Below are 23,890 nucleotides of genomic sequence, written 5' to 3'. Positions count from 1 at the left end.
GGTTGAGTACTCGGCAAGCGGGCAGAGCGCCCGGCCAATGACGCCAAGGAGTCACCATGTCCCCCACCATCACCCGACTCGGCCGCTGGGCCGTGCTGCCCGTCGCCGTCGGCCTGGGCCTCGGCCTGAGTGCGTTCGGCGCCACCACCGCCGAGGCGGCGACCTACTACTGCGACGGCCACCGGGCCACCATCGTCGGCACCAACGGCGACGACGAGATCAACGGCACCAGCGGCCGCGACGTCATCGTCGGCCTCGGCGGTGACGACGAGATCGACGGCAAGGGCGGCAACGACATCATCTGCGGCGACTCCGGCGACGACGAGATCGAGGGCGGTTCCGGCAACGACCGGCTCTTCGGCGGCTCCGGCCACGACGAGATCGACGGCGAGAGCGGCGACGACTACATCCACGGCGGCTCGGGCCACGACGAACTCGAGGGCGGCTCGGGCTCCGACCGGATCAACGGCAGCACCGGCAACGACCACATCGAGGGTGAGGGCGGCAACGACGCCCTGTTCGGCAAATCCGGCCACGACCTGATCGAGGGCGGCCCGGGCAGCGACCGGCTCTACGGCGGCTCGGGCACCGACACCGTGAAGCAGCGCTACGCCACCGAGCGCGAAGAGGACCGTTGGGAGGACCGCTACGGTCGCGACTGAGCGTTCCGCACGGCCCCGGAGATGGACGCCTCCGGGGTCGTTGCATGTCCCCACACCTCGGACGCCCATTCAGCCGAAGACGCGGAAATCCACCTTTCCCCTGATCAGGTCGGCGGCGACCAGGATCGCCCGCACCTCCTGGCCCAGCCGCAGCCGGGCGCCCTTCACCCGGGCCTCCACGGCCGGCTCGGGCAACTGCAGGCGTCCGGCCTTACGGTCGGGGTCGACGTCGATGAGCAGCCCGGCGAACTCCTGCCCGATCCGGGACGCCAGCACCATCGCCTCGACCAGGTCGACGATGCCCCGTTCGTAGCGGCTCGACCGGCGCGCGGAGTCCTCCATCTCGTTGGGCAGGTCGTCGAGGGCGTCCAGCACCCATTGCGGCACCGGCTCGCCGGCACACAGCGCGACGCAGATCTCCCCTGCGTAGCGATCGGCGAGCCGGCGTAGCGGCGCGGTGACGTGCGCGTACGGCGCGGCGATGGCGGCGTGCTCGATCCCCCGCGGCGCGGTGCCGTCGAAGGCGTCGTAACCGGCGCCCCGGAACAGCGTGGTACAGGAGTTCAGCATCGCCGCCTCGCGCGGGACGCCCGGGTCGAGACCGCGGACGAAGTCGGGGTAGGACTGCCGCTGCGGCCACGAGATGCCGAGACCCTGTGCGGTGCGCCGCAATCGGTTGACGGCGTGGTCCTCGGCGGGTGGAAGGGTACGCAGGATGCCCACCCGGCCCGCCAGCATCATCCGCGCGGCCTCCATGCCGGTCAGCAGCGAGATCTGCGCGTTCCAGCCCTCGCACGGCAGGCTGCTGCGGAACTGCAACGTCCAGGTGCCGCCCTCGACGCTCACCTCCTGCTCGGGCACGTTGAGGCTGACGCCGCCGCGCTCGACCTCTGCCCGCTCGCGCAGCCGGCCCACCCTCTCGAGCAGCTGCAGCACCTCGTCGGCCTGCCCCGAGTCGAGCAGTTGCTGCACTTCGGCGTAGGAGTAGCGGCGGCGGCTGCGCACCCTGGCCCTCGCCACCGACGTGCGGGTGGGGGCGCCCGCAGCGTCAAGGTGCAACTCCCAGACCAGGGCCGGGCGCAGCTGGTCGGGCAGCAGGCTGGCGGCGTTCTCGCTGAGCATCTCGGGATGCAGCGGGGTTCGCCGGCTCGGTGCGTACAGCGTCTCGACGCGCTGGTGGCACTCGTCGTCGATCACGCCGCCGGGCTCGACGAACGCAGCGACGTCGGCGATCGCGTAGCGCACCAGGAAGCCTTCGCCCTCGGGTTCGATGTGCAGGGCCTGGTCGAGGTCCATCGAACCCTCGGGATCGATGGTGACGAACGGCACCCCGGTGAGGTCGGCGTCGGGCAGCCGGACGCCGTCGGCGGCCCGCTGGGCGGCCTCGATCACCTCGGGGTCGAAACCGTCGGGCACGCCGAGTTCGGAGCGGAGCTGGGCGAGCCCCTCACGCAGCGGGGCGGGCACCTCCTCGAGGAAGGCGACGAGACGGCTGGGCATCGGTGACCTCCGTTCAGGTTCGCGTTCACCCTAGTGGTGTGGGGGCCGTTGTCAGCCGGCGAGCACGTCGTAGCCCGAGCCGGCCGGTTCGGCGCCGCGCAGTTGCGGCCCAGGATCGAGGCCGGACGCCGTGGTCGAGCCCGACGACCCGCCGCCGGCCAGCCGGTTCGGCCGGCGCAACCGGGAGACCGAAACCTTGATCGCCTCGACGATCGCGGTGAGCGGGGCGTCGGTGCGCCGCAGCACCGCCGCCCACAGCGGCACCAGTTCGTCCTCGTAGATGTGCCCGTGTCCGGCCGGGGTGTCCAGGCTGGTCAGCATGTCGGTGCAGGTCTGGAACCAGGTGACCAGCGGCCACCAGCGCAGCGACGGGTTGACGTCGCTGCCGGCCCGTTCGCGCATCCAGTCGGGCTCGCGCCAGGCGAGGTCGCCGGTGAACCGGCACATCGGGTCCGACGCATGCTGGGCGTAGACGATCCGCGGGCTCTCCCACGGGCCCAGCGCCCGGCCGTAGGCGTCCGCAACCAGCTCGGTGGGCTTGGTGACGAAGCGGAAGTGCCGGCCGTTGTCGATCACCGGGGTGATCTCGGGCGAGCCGCGCATCCGGGACCGGGTCAGGTCGCGGTGGATCTGGGTGAAGCCAGGCGTCCCGACCCAGACGGCGCCGTCCAGCCGGGCCAGCATGTCCGCGGCGTCGATGAAGGCCCCGTGGCCCCCGTAGGAGCCCAGCGACTCGCCGCTGGCGTACACCCGCGGACGCCGGTCGGCGGGCAGCTCGGCGATGGCCTCCTCGAGCGCGCGGAGCAGGGCCCGGGCGCAGTTCCGCGGGGTTTCCCGGTCGGCGATGAAGACGAAGGCGCTGGCCAGCTTCGAATACTGGACCGAGATCGTGGCGCAGTCGCCGCCGGTCAGGTACTCGACCGCCTGCACCGAGAACTCGTCCACCCAGCCGCGGCCTGCCGGGGTGTCGACGACGAGGGTGCCCCGCTGCAGCGCTCCGGTGCGGCGTACCTCCGCCATCGCGGTCTCGACCGCTTCCTCGACGGCGTTGTCGTGGGCGTCGGGCCGGGCCGGCACGTCTCCGAGCGCGGTGTAGACGCGGATCGGCTCGACCGCGGGTGCACCGGTGACGGCCGCGATGTCGGCCGCCAGCGGGCCGCAGGCGGTGAAGATCTGGCCGCGCCGGCCGAGAGCGTCCCACTGCTGGGCCGAGTCGGGCGAACCGCTACGGGTCGGCAACTCGGGGGCGGTCAGGCCCTGCGGACGCCGCCGGTTGAGCCGGTCGGCCTGGCGCGACACCCGGGCCAGCGCCCGGTGGACGACCATCCGGTTCACCATCCGGACGACCAGGAACGCCACCACGATGGCGGCGAGCGCCGACAGCAGCGAGGGCAGGAACAGGTCGAGGCCGCGGCTGATCCAGGTGGCCAGCAGCAGCACCAGCGCGATCAGCCCCATCAGGACGGCCAACACGACCAGGGCCACCACAGTGGCGGCGATGTCGTGCCACATCGGGCGCTGCGGCATGTCGACCAGGCGAGCCGTGACCCGGTGCTCGCGGACCGACCACCACCAGGCCAGCATGAGCAGCGCGATGCCGAGAGCACCCAGGATGAGGAAGCCGCCCGGCGGCCTCCAGTGGACTTGGACCTCCAGGCCCACCAGCCGCAACAGGGCGTCCGCGGTCAGTTCGGCCACGGTGCCGATCAGGTAGCCCACCGCGGCGCTGAAGCCGCCCACCAGGCCCTGCCACAGCCACTGCCGCGGCAGCAGGCTCGGAGCGAACGAGATCAGGAACATGACCAGGCCCAGCACCAGCCCGACACCCGAGAAGGCGCCCATCCAGACCCCCTGACTCCACCTGCGCTCACCCTAGTACGCGCCGCCCGCGGCGCCCCGCTGGGCCCGACCGGGGCCCCTAGGCTGGGGGCATGAAAGCTGCCAGGGACGTGAACACCGCCGCCGTCACCACCGTCGGCCTGATCGGCGGGTGGCTGACCGCCCGCGAGACCGGCGTGCGACCGCTGGGCGGCGTGCTGCTGGGGCTCGCCGGCGCCTGGGCCGGGCGCACCTGGCTGGCCCGGCACAGCTGGCCGGGCGCGCTTGGACTGGCGGCGCTGTACGTGACGGCGTTCGGGGCCTCGCACCCGCTGGCGAAGAAGATCGGCGCCTGGCCCTCGGTGCTGGCCGTCACCGCGGTCACCGCCGGCACCGCGCACCTGGTGTCGGACGCCGGGCGCTGAGCCTGCGCCCGCCAATCCGGCGCACCCCGAAGCCGGGCTGTTACGACAGCTCGGCCTCGAACCACTTTGTGGTTGATATCAGCACGTTGATCGGCACCCCTGAGCACTGGAACCGTTTTGTGGTGGATATGGATACCCCCGGTGGGTATTGATATCAACCATAAAGCGGTTCTCAGCGACGGGCGAGGCCTGCAAGCGCTCCCCAATCAACCACAAAGTGGTTCAACACGCCCGCTCAGCCCTGCTCCGGGCCCGCCATCTCGGCCAGTTTCGCCACCCGCTTCGCGCGCAGCGTGCCCGGCGCGTACTTGGCCGTCCAGGTGTCGTCCTCGACCAGGTTCATCGCGTGCTGGTCGGACGCCGGGGCGTCGTCGCCCGACGTCACCCGGGACACCACCGAGCGGAAGTAGTAGTGGAAGAACAGGCGGTTGAACTCGGTGAAGTAGATGTCGGCCACGCGCCGGTCGCCGCGGACGATGATCATGTTCTCGTCGTTGTCGAGCGTCGAGGCGCGGGAGAAGTTGGCCGAGCCGGTGACGACGACGGGGTCGGGCCCGAGCGGGTCGCAGAGCAGGAACTTGTCGTGGATGTAGGCCACGTGCCGGTTCAGGCCGAGCTCACGGGTGGTCGTCTCGGCCACCCAGCGGCCGAGCGGGTGGTTCAGTTCCGAGCCCCAGGCCTGGTAGACGTTCCGGCTGGCGTCCAGCCGCACCGTCGCCGTCCCGCGCGCCTCCAGCAGGAAGAACCGCAGCGGTCCGTCGGGGGTGCCGGCCGCGGCGGCGTCCTGGATCTGCTGGGCGATGCCGAAGGCGAAGGTGGCGCACACCAGTGACGTCGCGTCGGCGCCGATCAGCCTGGCGTACAGCTCGAGCGCGCCCAGGTCGGTGCGCGGGCTGAAGACCGGCGTCGTCCCGGACGCCACCCCGGCCCGGTCGGCCGGCGCCGGGCTGAGTGCGGTGACGGCGGCCAGGTAGGCGGCGTTGGCGGCCCGCTTCGCCGCGGCGGCGTCCTCGCGGCGTCCGCCGGGATCGGTGGCCAACAGGGCCCAGTACTCGTGGTACCTGGCGGCCACGGCGGCGTCGTTGACCAGGTGACCGACGTTGGACTGGCCGTGCACCCCGCCCATCGTCAGGTTGGTGGAGCCCGTCCACACAGCGGTGGGCAGACCCTCCCGGCTGACCACCAGGAACTTGTTGTGGGCGATCGCGGAGACCCGAGCCTCGCGGGGAATGATGGTTCCCTCGGGGAAGCCCGCCGCAGCGATCGCGGCGACGCTGGCGGCACGGGGACCGCCGCCGACATCCTTGAAATCGACGACCAGCCTGACCTCGGCACCGCGTCCGGCGGCCGCGACGAGGGCGTCCAGGACGGGAGCGTAGGTGAACTCGTAGAACGCGCCGTGCAGGGCGTCACCGGGTCCGGCGGCACCGATCACCCCGAGCAGCACCTCGTCCAGGTCGCGGCTCAGCCAGTCGAGGGCGGCCTGGCGTCGCTCCGGGGTGGGCTGCTCGTCCGGCGGCTTGCCGGCGAACTGCCGCATGTACGCCTGGCTGGAGGCGACCCCGCGGTTGAACATGACGTCGTGGACGCCGCCGAGCAGCGGTTCGCTGCGCACGGTGATCACGATCGGCAGGTTCCGGCGAGGTTTGGCCGGCGTCCCGCGCATCGGGTGGAAGCGATAGGTGTAGGTGGTGCCGGGGCGCAGCGTGAAGTCGTCCCAGACCAGCGCCTGGATCGGGTGGGTGTAGGTGGACACGTCGTCCTCGGGCTTCGGGTCGGGCACCAGCGAGCGGAACACCTTGAAGCCGCGCAACCACAGAAAGGGCCCGCCCTCGGCGGCGCGTTCGACGCAGAAGCCCAGCAGGCCCTTGCGGGCGAAGTCTGTCGCGGTGAACGCGAACGAGACGGTGTTCACGCCGCAGACGGCGTAGGCCCGGATGCCCCGAACCGAGCGTGACCGGAACCGCATGTCTCAAGGTAATGCCGCGGCGGCTGGTTGATACCTGGTCGCCGGGGGTGGGTGGTTCTCTGCAACGCCCAGTGTTCTCGGGAACGGTGACTACTTTCGCGTCACAACACGAAAGTAGCCACGGTTCCTGCCAGTGGTCGGCGTTGCTGAGAACGGACGCCGCGGCGGAGCGGCCCCGGGCGACTGGTACCGGCCCGGCCTACAGGCCGGAGTCCGCCGTCCTGACCAGGATGCGGTTGCACTCCTCGCAGCGCAGCACCTCGTCGGCCGCCGCCGCCCGGTAGCGGGCCAGATCGGACGAGTTGGCCTCCAGTTGGCAGCCCGAGCAGCGCCGGCGCACCAGCGCCGCCGCCCCGATGCCGCCGCTCCTGGCGCGGATCCGATCGTAAAGGTCCAGCAGCTCGGCGGGAAGTTGCGCCGCCGCCGCCTCACGGACGCCGCGGTGCTGGGCCAGTTCGGCGTCCAGTTCGCCCAACTGCTCGTCACGCGCCGCCAGCAGGGCCCGCAGCTCGCCCTCACCCGCGGCCCGGGCGGCGGTGATCCCGTCCCGCACGGCGGTGGCCTGCTCGTGCCGTTCCATCACCTCGAGCTGGACGTCCTCGAGGTCGCTGATCCGGCGCTTCAGGTGGGCGATCTCGTCCAGCAGCGCGTTGAGCTGCTTGGGGTCGGTGACGCTGCCGGAGTCCACCCGCTGCTGGTCGCGCTCGAGCCGCTGCCGCACCGGCTCGAGGTCGGACTCTGCCTTGTCGAGTTCGAGTTCCAGGTCGCTGACGGCGGTGTTGGCGGCGATCAGCTCCTCACCCTGCCGGCGCCGCTCCTGCTGCTTCTCGGCGATCAGGGCCAACTCGGGCAGCGACCGGCGGCGGTGCTCCAGTTGCGCGATCGCGGTGTCGACCGACTGCACGTCCAGCAGCTTCGATTGAGCGGTGGCAGCAGCCTGCATTCCGACCTCCTGGAGTTGTGGCCTCCGACTCTAGCGGGTCGCCCCGGACGCCGACCGGGCTGCGCACCCGGCCCGGAGGGGGTTAGATGAACCCATGACTCTGCTGTACCTCGTCCGTCACGGCCAGACCGAATGGAGCAAGTCCGGCCAGCACACCTCCTACACCGACCTCGACCTGACCGAGCAGGGCGAGGAGCAGGCCAGGGCGCTGCGCACCCGTCTCGACCCGAGCGAGTTCGGGCTGGTGCTGGCGAGTCCCCGGCTGCGGGCGCGCCGCACGGCAGAACTGGCCGGCTTCACCGAGCCCGAGGTCACCGACGACCTGCAGGAATGGAACTACGGCGACTACGAGGGCAAGACGTCGGAGGACATCCGCACCAACCACCACCCGGGCTGGCGGCTGTGGTTCAACGGCGTCCCCAACGGAGAGACCGCCGACCAGGTCCGCGAACGACTCACCCGGGTCGTGCACCGGGTCCGCGCCTCGGGCGTCGACAAGGCGATCTGCTTCGGCCACGGACACGCCTCGCGAGTGCTGGCCCTGTGCTGGATGGACTTCCCGCTGATCTTCGGCCAGGCCTTCCCCGTCGAGGTGGCGAGCATCTCCATCCTGGGCCGCGAGAAGGAGTCCTGGGCGATGCTGCGGTGGAACAGCTGAGCCATGACCGACCAGACGACCCCGGCGTCCACCCCCGACCCGACCTCCATCGCGCCACCGGAGAGCGGTGAGGACCAGCAGCTGCCCAATCGGCAGACCCGCTTCTCGGAACCGTTCAAGGAGTTCATCCCGACCGGGTGGGCGCCCTACTCCGACCAACCGCCCCAGCCGCTGCCGGCGACCTGTTTCACCGCGGCCCGCCGACAGGCGATCAGCGCCCAGTTCCCCGGCGACCGGCTGGTCATCCCGGCCGGTGAGTTGAAGGTGCGCTCCAACGACACCGACTACCGCTACCGCCCGCATTCCGCGTTCGCGCACCTGACCGGGCTGGGCACCGACCGCGAACCGGGCGCGGTGCTCGTCCTCGAACCCACCGACCAGGGCCACGACGCGACGTTGTACTTCAAGCCCCGGGCCCCGCGCACCGACCCCGAGTTCTACGCCGACGCCCGCTACGGCGAGATGTGGGTGGGCCAGCGCGAGTCCCTGCCCGAGATGGAGGCGCTGACCGGTCTCGCCTGCGCACCGCTCAGCCAGTTGCCGGACGCCCTGTCCAAGAACGCCGGTGCCACCAGGGTGCTGGTCGTCGCCGACGCGGACGCCGAGTTGACCGCGTCGCTGACCGCACAACGCGCGAGCATCGGCGCCAGCTCCGACGCCGACGCCGACGAACAACTGGCCGTGGCGCTCAGCGAGCTGCGCCTGGTCAAGGACGCCTTCGAGGCCGACGAGATGCGGGCCGCCTGCGACGCCACTGCCGACGGTTTCGAGGCCGTGGTCGCCTCGCTGCCCGAGGCCGTCCGGCGGGGCCGCGGCGAACGCTGGGTCGAGGGCGTGTTCGGGCTGTACGCCCGGCACGCCGGCAACGCGGTCGGCTACGACACGATCGCCGCCGCCGGCGACCACGCCAACACCCTGCACTGGATCGACAACGACGGCGATCTGCGCCCCGGCGACCTGCTGCTGCTGGACGCCGGCGTCGAACGCGACAGCCTCTACACCGCCGACATCACCCGCACCCTGCCGGTGACGGGGACGTTCTCACCGGCGCAGCGCCGGGTCTACGACGCCGTGCTGGCCGCCCAGACCGCCGGCATCGCCGCCGCCCGGCCGGGTGCGACCTTCTCCGACGTGCACGACGCCGCGATCCGCGTGATCGCCGAACACCTGCACGAGTGGGGGCTGCTGCCGGTGAGCGTCGAGCAGACACTCGACCCAGACAACGGCGGTCACCACCGGCGCTGGATGGTGCACGGCACCTCGCACCACCTCGGCATCGACGTGCACGACTGCGCCCAGGCCCGCAACTCGCACTACCGCGAGGGCACCCTGGCCCCCGGCATGGTGATCACCGTCGAACCCGGGCTGTACTTCAGGTCCACCGACCTGCTGGTGCCCGAGGAGTTGCGCGGCATCGGCGTCCGGATCGAGGACGACGTGCTGATCACGCAGGACGGCTGCGAGGTGCTATCGGCGCGGCTGCCCCGCAGCGCCGACGACGTCGAAGCCTGGATGGCCCGCATCCTCGACAACGGCTGAACCCGGCCTACGATCGGGTGCGGTCCGGACGTCGCGTCCGGGCCGATTCCAGGTGAGGAGGTCGCCATGACGGTCAACGCCAACAACTGGGACGCTCCGCACTCCACCGCCGGGGCGCGGGGCGAGCGGCACCCTGCCGAACTGGTCTGGATGCGCTACAAGGGCGGCCGGCCGTGCCCGTCGGTCAACATCACCGCCGCCGTCGAGGCGGCCAGAGCCGGTAACGGCTACGTCTGGATCGGTCTGCACAAGCCGTCGGAGCACACCATGGAGACCCTCGGCGGCCAGTTGGGCCTGCACGAGCTCGCCATCGAGGACGCCGTGCACGGGCACCGGCGCTCGAAGCTGGAGCGCTTCGACGACAACCTGTTCGTCGTGGTGTCCACCGTCGCCTACGAGGACCGCGGCGAGGACGAGGCCGGCGAGATCGTGACGACCGGCGAGCTGATGATCTTCCTCGGCGAATGGTTCGTGATGACGTCGCGGCACAGCGGTCCGTCCCGGATGCCGGAGGTGCGGGCAGAGGTCGAGCAGGAATCCGACGACATGCCGCTGGGTCCTTCCCGGGTGCTGTACGCCTGCCTGTCGGTTGCCATCGACGACTTCGAGCGGGTGGCCGCCCAGATGGAGGAGGACGTCGAGGACTGCGAGCAGCTCACCTTCGGCGAGACCGCCGGAGCCGACGTGGAGCTGCCGTACGAGATCAAGCGCGAGCTGATCGAGTTCCGGCGCTGCGTCGGGCCGCTCGGGGCGCCGCTCAACGCGCTGGCGAGCCGTGAGTTCGCCTGCGTACCCGAGGAGGCCCGGCCCTACTTCCGCGAACTCGCCGAACGCGTCCAGGCGGTCCGCGAGACGATCGGTGCGCTGGAGGATCAGCTGACCAACATCCTCCAGGCGGCGCTGGCCCGGGCGAGTTTCGCCGACAACCGTGACATGCGCAAGATCTCGGCCGCCGTGGCGATCCTGGCGGTGCCGACCACGCTCGGCGCGATCTACGGGATGAACTTCGACGACATGCCCGAGCTGCACTGGCGCTACGGCTACTTCGTGGTGCTGGGCGTCAGCGTCGTGATGATGCTGACGCTCTACCTGCTGTTCCGACGATTCAAGTGGCTGTGAGGGCTGCCCCTGCACCGCGTTGCCCTGGCCGGGTCGCAAGCCCCGGTTGATAGTTGGCTGCCCCGCACGCGGGCGTTCCGCTAGTGTCGCGCGCAGTCGTGCCGCACGTGGAGGGGGTGTGCAGATGCCGACCGAGTCCGCCGCGGCGTTGCCCGATCCGCTCGACTCAGAGGCCTGGTCACCGATCCGGCGCGATCTGCGCCGGCGGGACGCCACCGCGCTGCGGATGATGCTGGGCCGCGAGCTCGACCACCTGGACGGCCCGGACGGCACCCCGGTCGACGTGAGCGGCCTGCTCAGGTTCTGGGCCCGGTACTGCCAGGCCGTCTACGACGAGCAGGCCGACGAGTTGTCGCTGGAACTGGGCCTGGCACCCACCCCGCCCGGCGCCGCCATCGACTGGGACACGGTGGTGAGCCACAGCTTCGCCACGATGACCGACGCCTTCCCGCCGGCCGACACCGACCTGGGCGCCCGCTGCCGGGCCACCTTCGCCGTCTTCGTCTACGCCGAGACGATCGTGTTCTGGGAGTACGCAGTGGTGGCGGCCGAGGTCGCGGCGATGCGCCTGGCCCTGCAGGACCTCGCCCGCGGCGGCATCACGGGCGACACGGTGGCCGCCGAGCGGTGCCGCGAGCTGGTGCGTCTGGCTGCCGAGTTGCTCGGCTGCGTGGAGGCCGAGCTGGCGGTCGAGGGTGCGATGACGGCAAGCGCTATGCGCGCGGTCGGCGTCCGTTCGCAGCGGGCCGCCGCGGCCCTCGACGAGGCCCAGCGGCGGGGTTCGTCCCTGCGCCGGCGGGTGGCGGCCGAGCGCGACGGGGGTGTGCTCGAGGACGCCCTGGCGGGACAGCTGGACGCGCTGCTGGCCCTCGTCCTGGACGACCTCGACGGCACGACACCGTACTTCGACCTGCTCGCCGGGGCGGTGATCCCGGCCGGCTCGGCCTTCCTGGCCAACCTGGAGCGGCGCGACGACGACGCCGCCGTCGCGGCGGAGCTGCGCGAGGCGGCCCGGCGCTGCCGGCGGTTCGAGGACGGTCCGGCGGGCCGGTGGTCGGTGTTCGGAACCGAGATCCGGGCGCAGCGCATCCCGCTGGAGGCTGCCGCGGCCGCGCTGGAGTCGGGCACCGAGACCCTCGAACTGACCTCGGCCGAGGTGACCTACCTGTACCCGTTCGGGCTGCCGGTGGCGGCCACCGGCACCGACGTGCTGCCCGAGCTGATGGCCGCGCTGGAACGGGCCGGCGACGACGCCTGGTCGCCGGTCAGCCTGCTCGCCGATGCGCGGGTGGTGATCGACGACGCGCCGCGTTCGGACGGCTGGCTGGCCTCGTCCTCGGTCCAGGAGCAGGACTACCGGGCGTTCCGCGCCGTGTTCCCCGACCACGAGCTGATGCTGACCACAGCAGACGGGGTGACCTACGCGGGCCTCGACGTCGACGTCCGGCTCAGCGGCATGGGCAACCACTACGTCAAGCTGCGGCTGGGCACCGACACCCGGGTGGTGGCGCCGGTGGCGTCCGACGACCCGGCGCCCTGGACGCCGCACGAACTCGAGCAGGCCATCCGTCGCGGCGGGCAGTTCGCCGGGGCAGAGCGGGTCTGGCTGCGGGCCCGGACGCCCGGCGTCGACGACGGCGCGGAGTTCACCTCGCTGCTCGGCGTGGCCACCCGGATCGTCGCCGACCTGGCCCGGGCGGCGCACGCCCACGAGCACAGCCCGGACGAGGAACTGGGCCGCGATCTGGAGGTGGCCGAGGGGTTCCTGGCGCGCTACTGCCAGGTGCTGGTCACCGTGTCGACGGCGGAGGCGATCGGTCCCGGGGGCGTCCGGCGGGCCCTGGTCGACGAGGCTGGGCTGGAGGGCGTGCTGGGCGTCCAGACCGCGCTCACCGCGCAGCGGTCGCTGGCCCAGAGCGCGTTGGGCTGGGTCGCCCACCCGGCCGTCGATCCGGCGTTGCGGCAGCGCCGCACGCTGGCCGGGCGGATCCAGCGCGAGCTGGTCTGGTGCGCCGGCGACCTGACCGCCCTGTTCGTCCCGACCGCGCCGCACTGGCGCACGGTGGCCACCCAGGCCCAGGTCGAGTACGCGTCCAGCCTGATCGGGGTGTACTGGCGGCGCCAGCAATGGCTGCGCCGGGTGCTGGACGAGGTGGGCGCCGCGCTGGACGCCGAACCAGCCACGCTGGACGCCGAGCAGCTCACCGAACTGGCCAACCGGCTCAGCGGGGCCGTCCGGCACGTCCAACTGCTGGTCGACCGGGCCAACGAGCACACCCTGTCCAAGGACCAGCAGGGCCGTGAGGTGCTGCAGCACCTGATGGGGCTGAACGGCGTCGCCGACCTGCGCCGTTCCCTGGACGCCACGGTGGAGGCGGCCCAGAGCACCCAGCGCGCGCTGGCCGAGCGGCTCGAGCACGCCCGCGCCGACGCCGAGGAGCTGGCCCAGCGTGTCCGGCAGCGGCCACTGGAGATCCTGCTGGCGGTGTTGGCCGTGGTCGGCGTCATCGACGTCCTGACCTGGGTGAACGACGGCTGGGGACTGTCCGGGGACCGCGCGGTGTGGATCGGCGAAACCCTGGTGCTCCTCGGGGCGGCCGCGCTGCTGTGGTGGCTGGGACTGCGTGCCTGGCGGGTCGCCAAGGCACCCCCGGACTGACCGCCCCGTACTCGGCCGCGGCGTCCGCCAGTGCGGCACCCACCAACCTTCCGGCCCCCGCGCTCGGTAATTGGACGAGCGGTCAAGGGGGTGCGCGGGTCAGTCGCGGGCCAGCGGTTCGACCTGGCGCCAGTGCTGCAGCGGCAGCACCGGGATCTGCTCGCGCTGCGCCATCCGCGCCAGCAGGGCGGCGGCCTGGGCGTCCTCGAAGCCCGCCCCTTCGGCGCCGGTGAAGTAGTCCCGCGCCCAGGCCACCAGGGCCGCCGAGTCGACCGGGCCGGAGTCATGCAGGGCCAGCAGCAGCATGTCGGGCACCCGGGCGCCGTCCGCCGAGAGCGCCGGCTGCACCCACGGCACGTCCAGCACGGCCGCACCGGCGCGTCCGTAGAACCGCAGCCGAGCCTCGGGGTGCTCGTCCTCTGCCTCGTCGTGACCCCGCGGGTCGTGCACCTCGGCCAGCACCAGCGGGTAGTCACCGGCCGTCCAGAACTCCACCAGATGCGCCATCAGCCGACCGCCGGCGCCCAGGCCCCGAGCGGCGGGGGACGCGGCCAGGTAACCCAGCAGGCTGATCCCGCCCGGCTCAAGTTCGGTGACCGCGGCGGCCACCGGCACCCCGGCGGCGTCCAACGCCACGGAGAGCAACCGGCCCGGGTGGGGACGCACCGCCTCGACGCCGGACAACTCGTCGGTGTTGAACGACGGCCGCAGCACCGCCCGGTAGGTCTGCTCCACCAATTCGGGGCGCTCGTCCGGGGCGGTCAGGTCGACGATCGTCAACTCGCTCACCGGCTCAGCGTAGGGGGTGGCCCGCACCCTGGGCCATGCACCGGGCGGGCTCGGTTCTTCGCTACCCTCGCGCGGGTGAGCGCACCTACGAAGACGAAGGTCGTCCTGGACGAATCCCAGATCCCGACCCATTGGTACAACATCGTCGCCGACCTGCCGGAGGCACCGCCGCCGCCGCTGCATCCGGGGACCCGCGAGCCGCTGACGCCGCCCGACCTGGAGCCGCTGTTCCCGATGGGGCTGATCGCCCAGGAGGCCAGCACCGAGCGCTGGATCGAGATCCCGCAGGAGATCCGTGACATCTACCGCCTGTGGCGTCCCTCGCCGATGATCCGGGCGTGGCGACTCGAGCAGGAGCTGGGCACCACCGCCCGCATCTACTACAAGTACGAGGGCGCCTCGCCGGTCGGTTCGCACAAGACCAACTCGGCCGTCGCGCAGGCGTTCTTCAACAAGCAGGCGGGCCGGACAAAGCTCACCACCGAGACCGGTGCCGGCCAGTGGGGTTCGGCGCTGGCCTTCGCCTGCGACGTGTTCGGACTGGACTGCGAGATCTGGCAGGTCCGCTCCTCCTACGAGGGCAAGCCGTACCGGCACGTGCTGATGGAGACCTTCGGCGCCACCGTGCACTCCTCACCCTCGGACCTGACCCAGGCCGGACGGTCGTTCCAGGAGCGTTTCCCCGACACCACCGGGTCGCTGGGCATGGCGATCTCGGAAGCCATCGAGGTGGCCGCCGGCGATCCGAACGCGTCCTACTCGCTGGGCTCGGTGCTCAACCACGTGCTGCTGCACCAGACGGTGATCGGCCAGGAGGCGTTGGTCCAGCTGGCCGAGTTCGGCGAGAGTGCGGCGGACGTCGTGTACGGCTGCGCCGGCGGCGGTTCGAACCTGGGCGGGCTGGCGCTGCCGTTCCTGCGCGAGAACCTGGACGGCCGGACGTCCACCCGGCTGGTGGCGTGCGAGCCCAAGGCGGCACCGTCGCTCACCGAGGGCGAGTACCGCTACGACTTCGGCGACACCGCAGGCATGACCCCGCTGCTGAAGATGTACACCCTGGGCCCCGACTTCGTGCCCGACCCGGTGCACGCCGGCGGGCTGCGGTACCACGGCATGGCGCCGCTGCTCAGCTTCGTCAAGCACCTGGGCATGATGGACGCGATCAGCGTCAAGCAGCGCGAGGCGTTCGCCGCCGGCGTCCTGTTCGCCCGCACCGAAGGCATCGTGCCGGCGTCGGAGTCGAACCACGCGATCGCCGGCGCCCTGCGTGAGGCGAAGCAGGCGGCGGCCGACGGCACCTCACCGGTGATCGTGATCGGTGTGTCCGGGTCGGGCCAGCTCGACCTGCCCGCCTACTCGGAGTTCCTGGCCGGGGACATGGCCGACAGCTGACCGGCGTCACCCTGAAAACCGTGCACTCGTCAACCCCGTCGGTCCGAACTCACGGCTAGGCCGGGCCGGCAGGCGCCGACGAGTGCACGGTTTTCAGGGTCACAGGTTGCGCCACACGGCGAAAACCAGGCCGGCCAGCCCGATCACGGCCCACCACAGCCCCGGCCGGCCCCGCAGCGCCCGCGGCGGCCGGACGGCTGGCCCGCCGAGCGCCTCGACCAGCCACAGCACGCCCAGCACCAGCAGGACGCCGAGACCGGCCAGCACGAACGGGTTGGCCGCCCAGGCCGCAGCCAGGTCGCCGTGCAGCAGGGCCACCCCGACATGGGTGCCGCCGCACAGCGGGCACAATGTGCCGGTCATGGCCCGCCACGGGCAGGGCAGCCCGACCCCGGTGGTCGCGGCCAGCACGCTCAGCCCGGCACCGACGGCGCCGAAACTGGACAGCGACCGCAGCGCCCGGGCGGCGCTGAAGGCGTCCGGGACGGATTCCGCGGCGGTCATGGCGCCATTATTCCTCGGTGTCGCGCTCCGAGACTGGGCTCCAGTGGCCTTCCCAGCCATAGGATCGGCTGCACCTGATCTCAACCCAGGAGAGACACGTGAGCAACCAGACGTGGAACAACGATCCCAAGCCCGAGGATTCCGGCTCCGACCAGGGTGCTTCGACGCCCGGTTACACGCCTCCCGGCTACACCCCGCCCGGCAACGACTCCGGACAGCCCGCGCCATCGGGTGCCAGCGGCTCGGACGCCCCGGCCGGCGGCGGCTACAACCCGCCCGGCTATTCGGCGCCGGGTCAGGGGACCGGGTACAACCCGCCCTCGTGGGACGGTGGCCAGCCGGCCGCACCATCCGGCTCCTCGGGTGCCGACCCCGCCGGCGGTTACGGCCAGCAGCAGGGCTACTCCGCCCCCTCCGGCAGTGACCCCGCCGGCGGCTACGGCCAGCAGCAGGGCTACTCCGCCCCCTCCGGCAATGACCCCGTCGGCGGCTACGGCCAGCAACCCGGCTACGGCCAGGCGCCCAGCACGCCCGACCAGTCGTTCGGCCAAACCCCGTCCTACGGTGCACCCACCCAGGACGCCTACGGCCAGCAGCCCGGCTACGGCCAGCAGCCCGGCTACGGCCAGCAGCCGGGCTACGACCCGAACGCCGGCGGCCAGTACGGGGCTCCGGGTCAGTTCGGCACTCCTGGTCCCTACGGCGCCCCCAGCCCGTACGGCGCCCAGGGCGGCGGCTACCAGCCCAACCCCTACGGCGGCGGTCCCGTGCTGGCGACCTGGGGACGGCGCGCGCTCGGCGCCCTGGTCGACTTCGTCGGCCCCGCGATCGTCATCGGCCTGTTGATCAACGTGCTGATGCCCAACGGTGAGTACGGCGCCAACCTGATCTCGACACTGCTTTCCGTCGGCTGGTTGGCCTACAACACCGGCTACCGGGTGGCCACGACCGGCTACTCCTTCGGCCACAAGATCGCCAAGGTCCGGGTGGTCATGGAGGACACCGGTCAGACCCCGCCGCAGAACACCGCCATCCTGCGGGCGGTGGCGCACTTCCTCGACTCGATCTGCCTCATCGGCTTCCTGTTCCCGCTGTGGGACGCCAAGAAGCAGACGTTCGCCGACAAGATCGCCAAGACCGTCGTCATCGACGAGCAGAACCAGCAGCCGCCGCAGCAGCAGTTCTGATTCCGGTGCCCCGCTAGTCAGGCACTCCGCAACGCCGACGGGCCGCTCGTCGGGCCGATCAGCGCTCGTCGCGCGGGCGCTCCCCCTCGGGCGATTCCGACCCGGACGCCGGCGCATCGCCGGACTGCTCCGGCTCGGACACCTCCGGCTGATGCTCGTCGGGCTCAGGCGGGTTCGCGCCGGCCTCCGCCGGGTTCACGTTCTCGGGCCGGGACGCGTCGGGTTGCCGGCTCTCCGGCGGCTGGCCGGAGTACCCGGCGCCGTAGCCCTGCTGGTCGTAGCCCTGCAGGTCATAGACCTGCCCGTAGGGCTGCTGGCCGTAGGGCTGGCCGGACGGCTGCTGGCCGTAGGGCTGGCCGGACGGCTGCTGCTCACCGTAGGACTGCTGACCGTAGGGCTGCCCCGACTGCTGACTGCCGTACTGCTCGGGCTGCTGGGCAGCGTAGGGCCCCGGCTGCTGTCCCCAGCCGGCACCAGCCGCGCCCTGGCCGGCCGCGCCCTGCTGCCACGGCTGCTGCTGGGCGTTGCGCGGGTCGAAGGCGGCCGCCCGGGCGCCGGGCGACGTGGCCAGGATCTCGCGGGCCTGGCCGGCCACCTTGTGTTCGCACAACACCTCGTACTTGTTGGCCACCGTCTGGCTGATCGAGTTGAAGTCACGCTTGCCGCGCGACGCGGCATAGCCGATGGCAGCGAACGCCATGCCGATCAGGATGCCGATCAACAACGCACCGGGAAGCAGGGCCAGCGGGTTGGTGCTGGGCTGCAGGAACCACAGGATCAGCGCCACCATCAGGCCGGTGGAGACGCCGCTCTGCAGCCCGGTGACCAGCACCGTGCCCCAGTTTCGGCGTCCGGTCACCCGCTCGACCGACTTGAGATCGGTCCCGACGATGGCGAGGTTCTGCACCGCGAACTTCGCGTCGGCGAGAAAATCAACCGCCGCCTGGGCCTGCGGGTAGCTGTCGTAGACACCCACCGACTGCGGATACTCCAACTCGAACAGTGAACTGAGCCGTGGGTTGGGCTGGGTCATCACGGGCCTTTCGTTGACCGGCCAAACGGGGGCCGGACGTGCGCCCGGACCGTCCGGACGCCTCACCATTGTCAGCACAGCCGACCTTGAAGTCATTCCCCCGCACGGCTGTGAGACCGCTGTGCATCGCAACGACGGCCGCCGGGGCTCAGGATGCGCCGGAGCGCCGGTCGGATCGAGGCGGTGCCGTGCTGTCGCGCAGCACCAGCCGGGTGGCCTGCAGCGTGTGCCGAGCACCCCCCTCCGGATTGGCTTCTCCCGACATCATCCGCAGGAGTTCGGCGGCGGCATGACGTCCCTGGGCCGCCACGTCCTGCGCGACGGTGGTGAGGTTGACGTACTGGGCCATGTCCATGTCGTCGATACCCATGACCGAGACGTCGTGGGGAACCCGGAGCCCTGCCCGTCCCAGTGTCCACAGGGCACCGATCGCCAACTCGTCGAACTCCGCCACCACGGCGGTCGGCAGGCCGGGGCGTCCCAGCAACTCTTCCATGGCGGCGACGCCTCCCTTGATGCCGTGGCAGCCCTCGACCACCAGCTGCGGGTCGAACTCGAGACCCGCCCGGCCGAGCGCCTGCTCGTAACCGAGGCGGCGCTCCAACGAGCTGCTGAACTCGAATCGGGGATCGTCGGCCCTGCCGGAAATCCAGCCGATCCGCTGGTGGCCCAGATTGAGCAGGTGATCGACCGCGGTGGCCGCGGTAGCCACATCGTCGATGCCCACCGAGGGGCAGCCCGCGACCTGGGAGCCCACGCTGACCAGCGGCAGCCCCAGCGCCCGCAGCGTCAACGTGTGCTGCTCGGTGAGCGGCATCGACAGCGACAGGATGCCGTCGACCCGCCCGCTCAACGGGATCCTGGTGAGGAAGTCGTCGCGCACATCGGCACTGCCCAGGTGATAGAGCAGCACGTCGCAGTCGTGTGCGCGCAGGTGGGAGAGCGCCGCGTCGGTCACGGTGGAGAAGAACCAGCGCGCGAAGAATGGCACGATCACGGCGACCGTGCGCGTGTGCGGGCGATCGGGCTCCGGCAGCGCGCGGGTCACCTGCTGGTAGTTGAGCTCGTTCGCCGCATCCAGCACCCGGTCGCGGGTCGCCGTCGCGACGCGATCGACCCCCCGCAGCGAGCGAGACGCGGTGGCCACCGAGACACCGGCCTGCAACGCCACGTCGGCCAAGCTGGCGCGTCGGAGGCGGGACCCGGACGGCCCGGGGGGCATCGTGCCCGAACCGGGCCCTGCGCCCACGCCGTCGTCAATCACCCTGCCAGCCTATTCGTCAGCCTGCCCGCACCAGGGCCGGGACCTGCGGACCTGATGCCGCTCGCCAGCCTCACATGATGCCCTCAGGTAGCCGAGTGGGCAAGAAGGGCCCCGCAATTTTGCGCAGACTATCGCGCAGGAGTGCCCCTCCGTGCCACACTCTCACTGCAAAGTTTCACTCTGGCTGGACGAGCCTGCGCAAATGCACACGCCGTTGCAGCTCCAACGCACAAAGAGGTGGCGTGTGACAGCGAATGTTATCGTGACCGTCGAGCGGGAGTTCAACGCCCCCCGCGCGCGGGTCTTCCAGGCGTGGACCAGACCGGAGGAGTTGGCCCAGTGGCGGGGTTCGCCCGGCTGGCATGTCGAGGCCGAGAGCGTGCGAGGCGAACTGGCTCTGGGTGGCCGGCACTTCCACGTGAAGGTGCGGGACGCCGACCCGACCACACGGGTCGGCACCGACGGGGTCTACACCGAGTACTTCGAGCCGGACGTGTTCGTCTCGCGCGAGACCATCACCGGCGACCCCGGCATCGACCCCACCGTCCCGCTCGAGTTGCGCGTCGAGTTCACCCGGATGGGACGTGACAACACCCTGGTGCGCATCATCCAGGGCCCCTACGAACCCGACGTGGCCGGTTGGCACGGCGAGGGCTGGGAGAAGGAAATGACCAGATTGGCCGACTACCTGGCTCGCACCGGGGGAGGTGCCCAATGAGCACGGATGCAGCAAACGTCCAGAACGCCAGCATCGTGCGGACCAAGCCGCTGATGACAATGCCGCAGATCCTGGTGATGAACTTCGGCTTCTTCGGTATCCAGTACAGCTTCGGTATGCAGCAGACCGCGGTGAACCCGGTCTACGAGTTCCTCGGCGCCAACCCGGAGGACCTGCCGATCCTCAATCTGGCCGGACCGATCACCGGCCTGCTGATCCAGCCGCTGATCGGGGCACTGTCGGACCGGACCTGGAGCCCGCGCTGGGGACGCCGCAAGCCGTTCTTCCTGATCGGCGCTATCGGCTGCAGCCTCTGCCTGTTCCTGTTCCCGTTCGTCACGGCGGTGTGGATGGCCGTGCTGCTGCTGTGGCTGCTGGACGCCAGCAACAACACCGCGATGGAGCCCTACCGCGCGTTCATCGCCGACAAGTTGCCACCCTCACAGTTGGGTAAGGGCTTCCTCGCCCAGTCGTTCTTCACCGGCCTCGGCATCACCTTGGCCAATGTCTCGCTGTTCGTCTTTCAGAAGTTCATCGAGGGCGGGACCGCGGCAGGCATCCCCTACTGGGTGCTGGGTTCGTTCATGCTCGGCGCGGTCTGCTCGATCGGATCGGTGCTGATCTCCATCCTGCGCACGCCCGAGATCCCGCCCAGCCCCGAGGAACTGGCTGCGCTGCGCGCCAAGAAGGGCGGCTTCGGCGCGGCATTGTCCGAGATCGGAGAAGCCATCCGGGACATGCCGGTCGAGCTTCGCAAGCTGGCCTTGGTCTACTTCTTCCAGTGGTACGGCCTGTCCATTTATTGGCAGTTCATCGCACTCACCGTCGCGCAGAACATGTTCCCGCAGACCGACGACGGCAAGGAGGAAGCGGTCGCCTGGACCGGCCTGGTGAACGGCTGGTACAACATCGTGACGTTCTGCGTCGCGTTCGGACTGGTCGCCTTCGCCCGCAAGCGTGGCGCGAAGCTGGTGCACTGCGCCTGCCTGCTGCTGGCGGCAGCCGGCCTTGCCACGGTGCCGTTCCTGACCAACCAGTACCTGATCTTCATTCCGATGATCGGCTTCGGCATCGCCTGGGCGTCCATCATGGGCGTGCCCTACATCATGGCCGTGCGGATGGTCCCCTCCACCCGGCTCGGCGTCTACATGGGCATCATCAACATGATGATCGTGATCCCGATGCTGATCGAGTCGGTCAGCTTCGGCTGGATCTACAGCACCCTGCTCGGCAACAACCCCGGCAATGCGCTGCTGTTCGCGGCGGCCTTCCTGGCGATCGCAGCTGTGGTGATGCTCTGGATCAAGGAGCCCAGGGCCGTCCGGGACGTCGACGACGTGGCCGCCATGCCGATGGCCGGGCACTGACAAGGAGTGAGCTCGATGAGCATGAAGGACTATCGAACAATTGTGGTGGGAACCGACGGCTCGTCGCTGGCCGGACCCACCGTCGGACGCGCCGCCTGGCTGGCCAGGCACGACGACGCCAACCTGGTGATCGCCTGCGCCTACTCCAGGCTGTCACGCCGGGACGAGGCCAAGAACGTCACCACCCTCGGCGGAGATACCCGCATCGGACAGGTGCTCGGACGGAACGCGGCAAGCCAGGCGCTGAGTGAGGCGATGATCGTGGCCGGCGCCGAGGGCGCCACGGTGACCGCCGCCCTGCTGATCGATGGCGAGCCGGCTGAGGTCCTGGTTGCCACAGCCGTCGAGCAGCGGGCCGACTTGATCGTGCTGGGTTCGGTGCAGGACCGCACGCTGGTCGATCGGCTGCTCGGATCCACCGCCGAGGAAGTGCTCAAGCGGGCCGGTTGCGATGTGCTGATCGTCCGGCCGGAGATCAATCCGGGCGAGGATCTCGAGGTGCCCGAGGACGCTGCTGCCGGACTCTGAGCCACGTGCGACAGCGGGGGCCCAGCCTGTACTCAGGCTGGGCCCCCGTGGACGTGCACGGCGTCCTAACCAACCGGGGTCAGATTGAGCGACCGGCCGGCCAGCGAGCGGCGCCGCTGGGCCAGCATGGTCGCCAACTCGGTGAGTGCCACCGCCGACGGACGTCCCGCCTCGCCGACCACGACAGGCAAGCCCTCGTCGCCACCGACCCGGACGGCGGGGTCGAGCGGGATCTCGGCCAGCAGCCGGATGTCGTAGCCGAGCCGGGTGGTCAACGTGCTGGCCACCTCGGCGCCGCCGCCGGAGCCGAAGACGTCGACGCGGTGGCTGTGCCCGCAGTGCGGGCAGTCGACGTCGAGGTAGCTCATGTTCTCGACCACGCCGATCACCTTCTGGTCCATCATCGACGCCATCGTGCCGGCCCGCTCGGCGACCTCGGCGGCCGCCTGCTGGGGGGTGGTCACCACCAGCACCTCGGCGTTGGGCAGCTTCTGTCCCAGCGACAGGGCGACGTCACCGGTGCCTGGCGGCAGGTCGAGCAACAGGAAGTCCAGGTCGCCCCAGTAGACGTCGGACAGCAACTGGTGCAGCGCCCGGTCGAGGATCGGCCCGCGCCACGCGATCACCTGATCGCGACTGGCCTTCAGCATGCCCATCGAGATCACCTTCAGCCCAAGCGTGGGCACCGGCAGGATCATCCCGTCCAGCGATGTCGGGGTCTCCTCAGCCACCCCCAGCATCTGCGGGATCGAGTGGCCGTAGATGTCGGCGTCCAGGACCCCGACGTTTTTGCCCTGCTCGGCCAACGCCAGCGCCAGGTTGACCGTGACCGACGACTTGCCGACGCCGCCCTTGCCGGAGGCGACCAGGATGACCTGGGTCAGGTTGCCCGGGTCGGCGAATGGGATCGACCGTTCGGCGACACCGCCGCGCAGCTGCTTCTTCATCTCGGCGCGCTGCTCGTCGGTCATCGCGCCCAGGGTGAGGTCGATGCCGCAGACCCCCGGGACGGAGGTCACGGCGGCGGTCACGTCACGCTCGATGGTGCTCTTCATCGGGCAGCCCGCGATGGTCAGCAGCACGGTCAGGTGCACCACATCGTCGTGGTCGACGCGCAGCGATTCGACCATGCCGAGCTCCGTGATCGGGCGCTTGATCTCGGGGTCGATGACCTCGGCCAGCGCCTCCTGGACGGCATGCAGCAGTTCGTTCTCGGGCATGGGATTCACCCTACTCCGGACGTTGGAGCCACCTTCGCCGTTCCGGTCGAGGGCGGTGCCGGCGAGACGTGCGGGTCCGCCCAATGACACCGTGAGTCTGAGCATTGAACTCAATGGACGGACTCACACTGTCCAGGCAGCCCCTCAGCGGGCCTGCTTGTCCCTGCCGTCGGCCTCCCGGTCCTTGTCGAGCTCCTCGAGCAGATCCCGCAGTTCGGAACGGATGAAGTCTCGGGTGGCCAGGTCACCGATCCGCATCCGCAGCGCGGCGATCTCGCGGGCCAGGAAGTCGGTGTCGGCGCGGGCCTGGGCAGCCACCTCGCGGTCGTGCTCGAGGCTGACCCGCTCGCGCGCCTCCTGCCGGTTCTGCGCCAGCAGGATCAGCGGGGCGGCGTAGGACGCCTGCAGCGACAGCAGCAGGGTGAGGAAGATGAACGGGAACGGGTCGACCACCCAGTCGGCAGGGGCCAGCAGGTTCCAGGCGATCCAGGCGACGATCAGCACCGACATCCAGATCAGGAAACTGGCGGTGCCCATGAACCGGGCGAAACCCTCGGCGAAGCTGCCGAACACCTCTGCGTCCATCCGCATCCGGG

General features: G+C 70.8%; 20 protein-coding genes and 1 pseudogene. 11 read left to right on the top strand and 10 right to left on the bottom strand.

Translation table 11 applies throughout. The features are described 5' to 3' along the window. Positions 1–56: 56 nt before the first annotated feature. Positions 57–662: a calcium-binding protein gene (locus tag OIE40_RS01940; RefSeq protein ID WP_264699409.1), complete on the top strand. Its 606-nt coding sequence runs from the start codon at positions 57–59 to the stop codon at positions 660–662. A gap of 69 nt (positions 663–731) precedes the next feature. Here the strand turns inward: OIE40_RS01940 and OIE40_RS01935 are convergent, their stop codons facing one another. Then, complete coding sequence (locus tag OIE40_RS01935; RefSeq protein ID WP_264699407.1) at positions 732–2,162, bottom strand: RNB domain-containing ribonuclease; 1,431 nt, start codon at positions 2,160–2,162, stop codon at positions 732–734. Positions 2,163–2,213: 51 nt separating this feature from the next. Beyond that, the gene (locus tag OIE40_RS01930) at positions 2,214–4,004 is read right to left on the bottom strand and encodes an alpha/beta hydrolase (RefSeq protein WP_264699405.1); all 1,791 of its coding nucleotides are present in this window, start codon (positions 4,002–4,004) and stop codon (positions 2,214–2,216) included. Between the two features lie 89 nt (positions 4,005–4,093). Here OIE40_RS01930 and OIE40_RS01925 point away from each other — a divergent pair, with 89 nt between their 5' ends. Next, positions 4,094–4,405, top strand: coding sequence for a hypothetical protein (locus OIE40_RS01925; protein WP_264699403.1), 312 nt, complete (start codon positions 4,094–4,096; stop codon positions 4,403–4,405). 235 nt (positions 4,406–4,640) lie between these two features. Here the strand turns inward: OIE40_RS01925 and OIE40_RS01920 are convergent, their stop codons facing one another. After that, positions 4,641–6,374: a phospholipase D-like domain-containing protein gene (locus tag OIE40_RS01920; RefSeq protein ID WP_264699401.1), complete on the bottom strand. Its 1,734-nt coding sequence runs from the start codon at positions 6,372–6,374 to the stop codon at positions 4,641–4,643. 199 nt (positions 6,375–6,573) lie between these two features. Beyond that, entirely contained in the window at positions 6,574–7,317 is a 744-nt protein-coding gene (locus OIE40_RS01915) for a zinc ribbon domain-containing protein (protein ID WP_264699399.1), read from the bottom strand. A gap of 94 nt (positions 7,318–7,411) precedes the next feature. Between OIE40_RS01915 and OIE40_RS01910 the strand changes: the two genes are divergently transcribed. The 4 genes from OIE40_RS01910 to OIE40_RS01895 all read left to right on the top strand — a co-directional run bounded on the left by OIE40_RS01910 (position 7,412) and on the right by OIE40_RS01895 (position 13,292). Next, the gene (locus OIE40_RS01910) at positions 7,412–7,975 is read left to right on the top strand and encodes a histidine phosphatase family protein (RefSeq protein WP_264699397.1); all 564 of its coding nucleotides are present in this window, start codon (positions 7,412–7,414) and stop codon (positions 7,973–7,975) included. Between the two features lie 3 nt (positions 7,976–7,978). Further along, positions 7,979–9,514: an aminopeptidase P family protein gene (locus OIE40_RS01905; RefSeq protein WP_264699395.1), complete on the top strand. Its 1,536-nt coding sequence runs from the start codon at positions 7,979–7,981 to the stop codon at positions 9,512–9,514. Positions 9,515–9,580: 66 nt separating this feature from the next. After that, positions 9,581–10,633: a magnesium and cobalt transport protein CorA gene (locus OIE40_RS01900; protein WP_264699393.1), complete on the top strand. Its 1,053-nt coding sequence runs from the start codon at positions 9,581–9,583 to the stop codon at positions 10,631–10,633. A gap of 124 nt (positions 10,634–10,757) precedes the next feature. Continuing rightward, positions 10,758–13,292: a hypothetical protein gene (locus OIE40_RS01895; RefSeq protein WP_264699391.1), complete on the top strand. Its 2,535-nt coding sequence runs from the start codon at positions 10,758–10,760 to the stop codon at positions 13,290–13,292. Positions 13,293–13,391: 99 nt separating this feature from the next. Here OIE40_RS01895 and OIE40_RS01890 read toward each other — a convergent pair whose 3' ends face one another. Further along, positions 13,392–14,081 carry a hypothetical protein gene (locus OIE40_RS01890; RefSeq protein WP_264699389.1) on the bottom strand — a complete coding sequence of 230 codons (690 nt, stop codon included), beginning with the start codon at positions 14,079–14,081 and terminating at the stop codon, positions 13,392–13,394. Between the two features lie 75 nt (positions 14,082–14,156). Here OIE40_RS01890 and OIE40_RS01885 point away from each other — a divergent pair, with 75 nt between their 5' ends. Continuing rightward, the gene (locus OIE40_RS01885; RefSeq protein ID WP_264699387.1) at positions 14,157–15,473 is read left to right on the top strand and encodes a TrpB-like pyridoxal phosphate-dependent enzyme; all 1,317 of its coding nucleotides are present in this window, start codon (positions 14,157–14,159) and stop codon (positions 15,471–15,473) included. A 99-nt stretch (positions 15,474–15,572) separates the two neighbouring features. Here the strand turns inward: OIE40_RS01885 and OIE40_RS01880 are convergent, their stop codons facing one another. Continuing rightward, a complete protein-coding gene (locus tag OIE40_RS01880) occupies positions 15,573–15,977 on the bottom strand; it encodes a DUF2752 domain-containing protein (protein WP_264699384.1) in 405 nt (134 codons plus the stop codon). 98 nt (positions 15,978–16,075) lie between these two features. On the opposite strand from OIE40_RS01880, the gene OIE40_RS01875 reads away from it, so the two are divergent. Further along, entirely contained in the window at positions 16,076–17,164 is a 1,089-nt protein-coding gene (locus OIE40_RS01875; RefSeq protein WP_264699382.1) for an RDD family protein, read from the top strand. 532 nt (positions 17,165–17,696) lie between these two features. Here OIE40_RS01875 and OIE40_RS01870 read toward each other — a convergent pair. Continuing rightward, positions 17,697–18,197, bottom strand: a pseudogene (locus OIE40_RS01870) (YflT domain-containing protein); the annotation flags it as partial. Positions 18,198–18,345: 148 nt separating this feature from the next. Beyond that, entirely contained in the window at positions 18,346–19,368 is a 1,023-nt protein-coding gene (locus OIE40_RS01865; protein ID WP_264699380.1) for a LacI family DNA-binding transcriptional regulator, read from the bottom strand. Between the two features lie 337 nt (positions 19,369–19,705). On the opposite strand from OIE40_RS01865, the gene OIE40_RS01860 reads away from it, so the two are divergent. From OIE40_RS01860 to OIE40_RS01850, 3 genes are read left to right on the top strand one after another with little or no spacing between them, the layout of a single operon-like run. Continuing rightward, a complete protein-coding gene (locus OIE40_RS01860; RefSeq protein WP_264699378.1) occupies positions 19,706–20,179 on the top strand; it encodes an SRPBCC family protein in 474 nt (157 codons plus the stop codon). Next, positions 20,176–21,546: an MFS transporter gene (locus OIE40_RS01855; RefSeq protein WP_264699377.1), complete on the top strand. Its 1,371-nt coding sequence runs from the start codon at positions 20,176–20,178 to the stop codon at positions 21,544–21,546. Before OIE40_RS01860 ends, OIE40_RS01855 begins: the two co-directional genes overlap by 4 nt. Before the next feature lie 15 nt (positions 21,547–21,561). Beyond that, entirely contained in the window at positions 21,562–22,074 is a 513-nt protein-coding gene (locus OIE40_RS01850; protein ID WP_264699375.1) for a universal stress protein, read from the top strand. Between the two features lie 65 nt (positions 22,075–22,139). On the opposite strand, the gene OIE40_RS01845 is transcribed toward OIE40_RS01850, so the two are convergent. Further along, the gene (locus OIE40_RS01845) at positions 22,140–23,294 is read right to left on the bottom strand and encodes an Mrp/NBP35 family ATP-binding protein (RefSeq protein WP_264699372.1); all 1,155 of its coding nucleotides are present in this window, start codon (positions 23,292–23,294) and stop codon (positions 22,140–22,142) included. Positions 23,295–23,438: 144 nt separating this feature from the next. Continuing rightward, a complete protein-coding gene (locus tag OIE40_RS01840; RefSeq protein WP_264700659.1) occupies positions 23,439–23,885 on the bottom strand; it encodes a DUF1003 domain-containing protein in 447 nt (148 codons plus the stop codon). Between the last annotated feature and the right edge of the window lie 5 nt (positions 23,886–23,890).

Origin of the sequence: Micropruina sonneratiae (genome assembly GCF_025972045.1) — a bacterium.
Classification (GTDB): domain Bacteria; phylum Actinomycetota; class Actinomycetes; order Propionibacteriales; family Propionibacteriaceae; genus Micropruina; species Micropruina sonneratiae.
This window is presented reverse-complemented; position numbering and strand designations above follow the sequence as displayed.

Coding starts and splice junctions, on each gene's coding strand:
- OIE40_RS01940 (WP_264699409.1), top strand. CDS start 57: ATGTCCCCCACCATCACCCGACTCGGCCGCTGGGCCGTGCTGCCCGTC.
- OIE40_RS01935 (WP_264699407.1), bottom strand. CDS start 2,162: ATGCCCAGCCGTCTCGTCGCCTTCCTCGAGGAGGTGCCCGCCCCGCTG.
- OIE40_RS01930 (WP_264699405.1), bottom strand. CDS start 4,004: ATGGGCGCCTTCTCGGGTGTCGGGCTGGTGCTGGGCCTGGTCATGTTC.
- OIE40_RS01925 (WP_264699403.1), top strand. CDS start 4,094: ATGAAAGCTGCCAGGGACGTGAACACCGCCGCCGTCACCACCGTCGGC.
- OIE40_RS01920 (WP_264699401.1), bottom strand. CDS start 6,374: ATGCGGTTCCGGTCACGCTCGGTTCGGGGCATCCGGGCCTACGCCGTC.
- OIE40_RS01915 (WP_264699399.1), bottom strand. CDS start 7,317: ATGCAGGCTGCTGCCACCGCTCAATCGAAGCTGCTGGACGTGCAGTCG.
- OIE40_RS01910 (WP_264699397.1), top strand. CDS start 7,412: ATGACTCTGCTGTACCTCGTCCGTCACGGCCAGACCGAATGGAGCAAG.
- OIE40_RS01905 (WP_264699395.1), top strand. CDS start 7,979: ATGACCGACCAGACGACCCCGGCGTCCACCCCCGACCCGACCTCCATC.
- OIE40_RS01900 (WP_264699393.1), top strand. CDS start 9,581: ATGACGGTCAACGCCAACAACTGGGACGCTCCGCACTCCACCGCCGGG.
- OIE40_RS01895 (WP_264699391.1), top strand. CDS start 10,758: ATGCCGACCGAGTCCGCCGCGGCGTTGCCCGATCCGCTCGACTCAGAG.
- OIE40_RS01880 (WP_264699384.1), bottom strand. CDS start 15,977: ATGACCGCCGCGGAATCCGTCCCGGACGCCTTCAGCGCCGCCCGGGCG.
- OIE40_RS01855 (WP_264699377.1), top strand. CDS start 20,176: ATGAGCACGGATGCAGCAAACGTCCAGAACGCCAGCATCGTGCGGACC.
- OIE40_RS01850 (WP_264699375.1), top strand. CDS start 21,562: ATGAGCATGAAGGACTATCGAACAATTGTGGTGGGAACCGACGGCTCG.
- OIE40_RS01845 (WP_264699372.1), bottom strand. CDS start 23,294: ATGCCCGAGAACGAACTGCTGCATGCCGTCCAGGAGGCGCTGGCCGAG.
- OIE40_RS01840 (WP_264700659.1), bottom strand. CDS start 23,885: ATGCGGATGGACGCAGAGGTGTTCGGCAGCTTCGCCGAGGGTTTCGCC.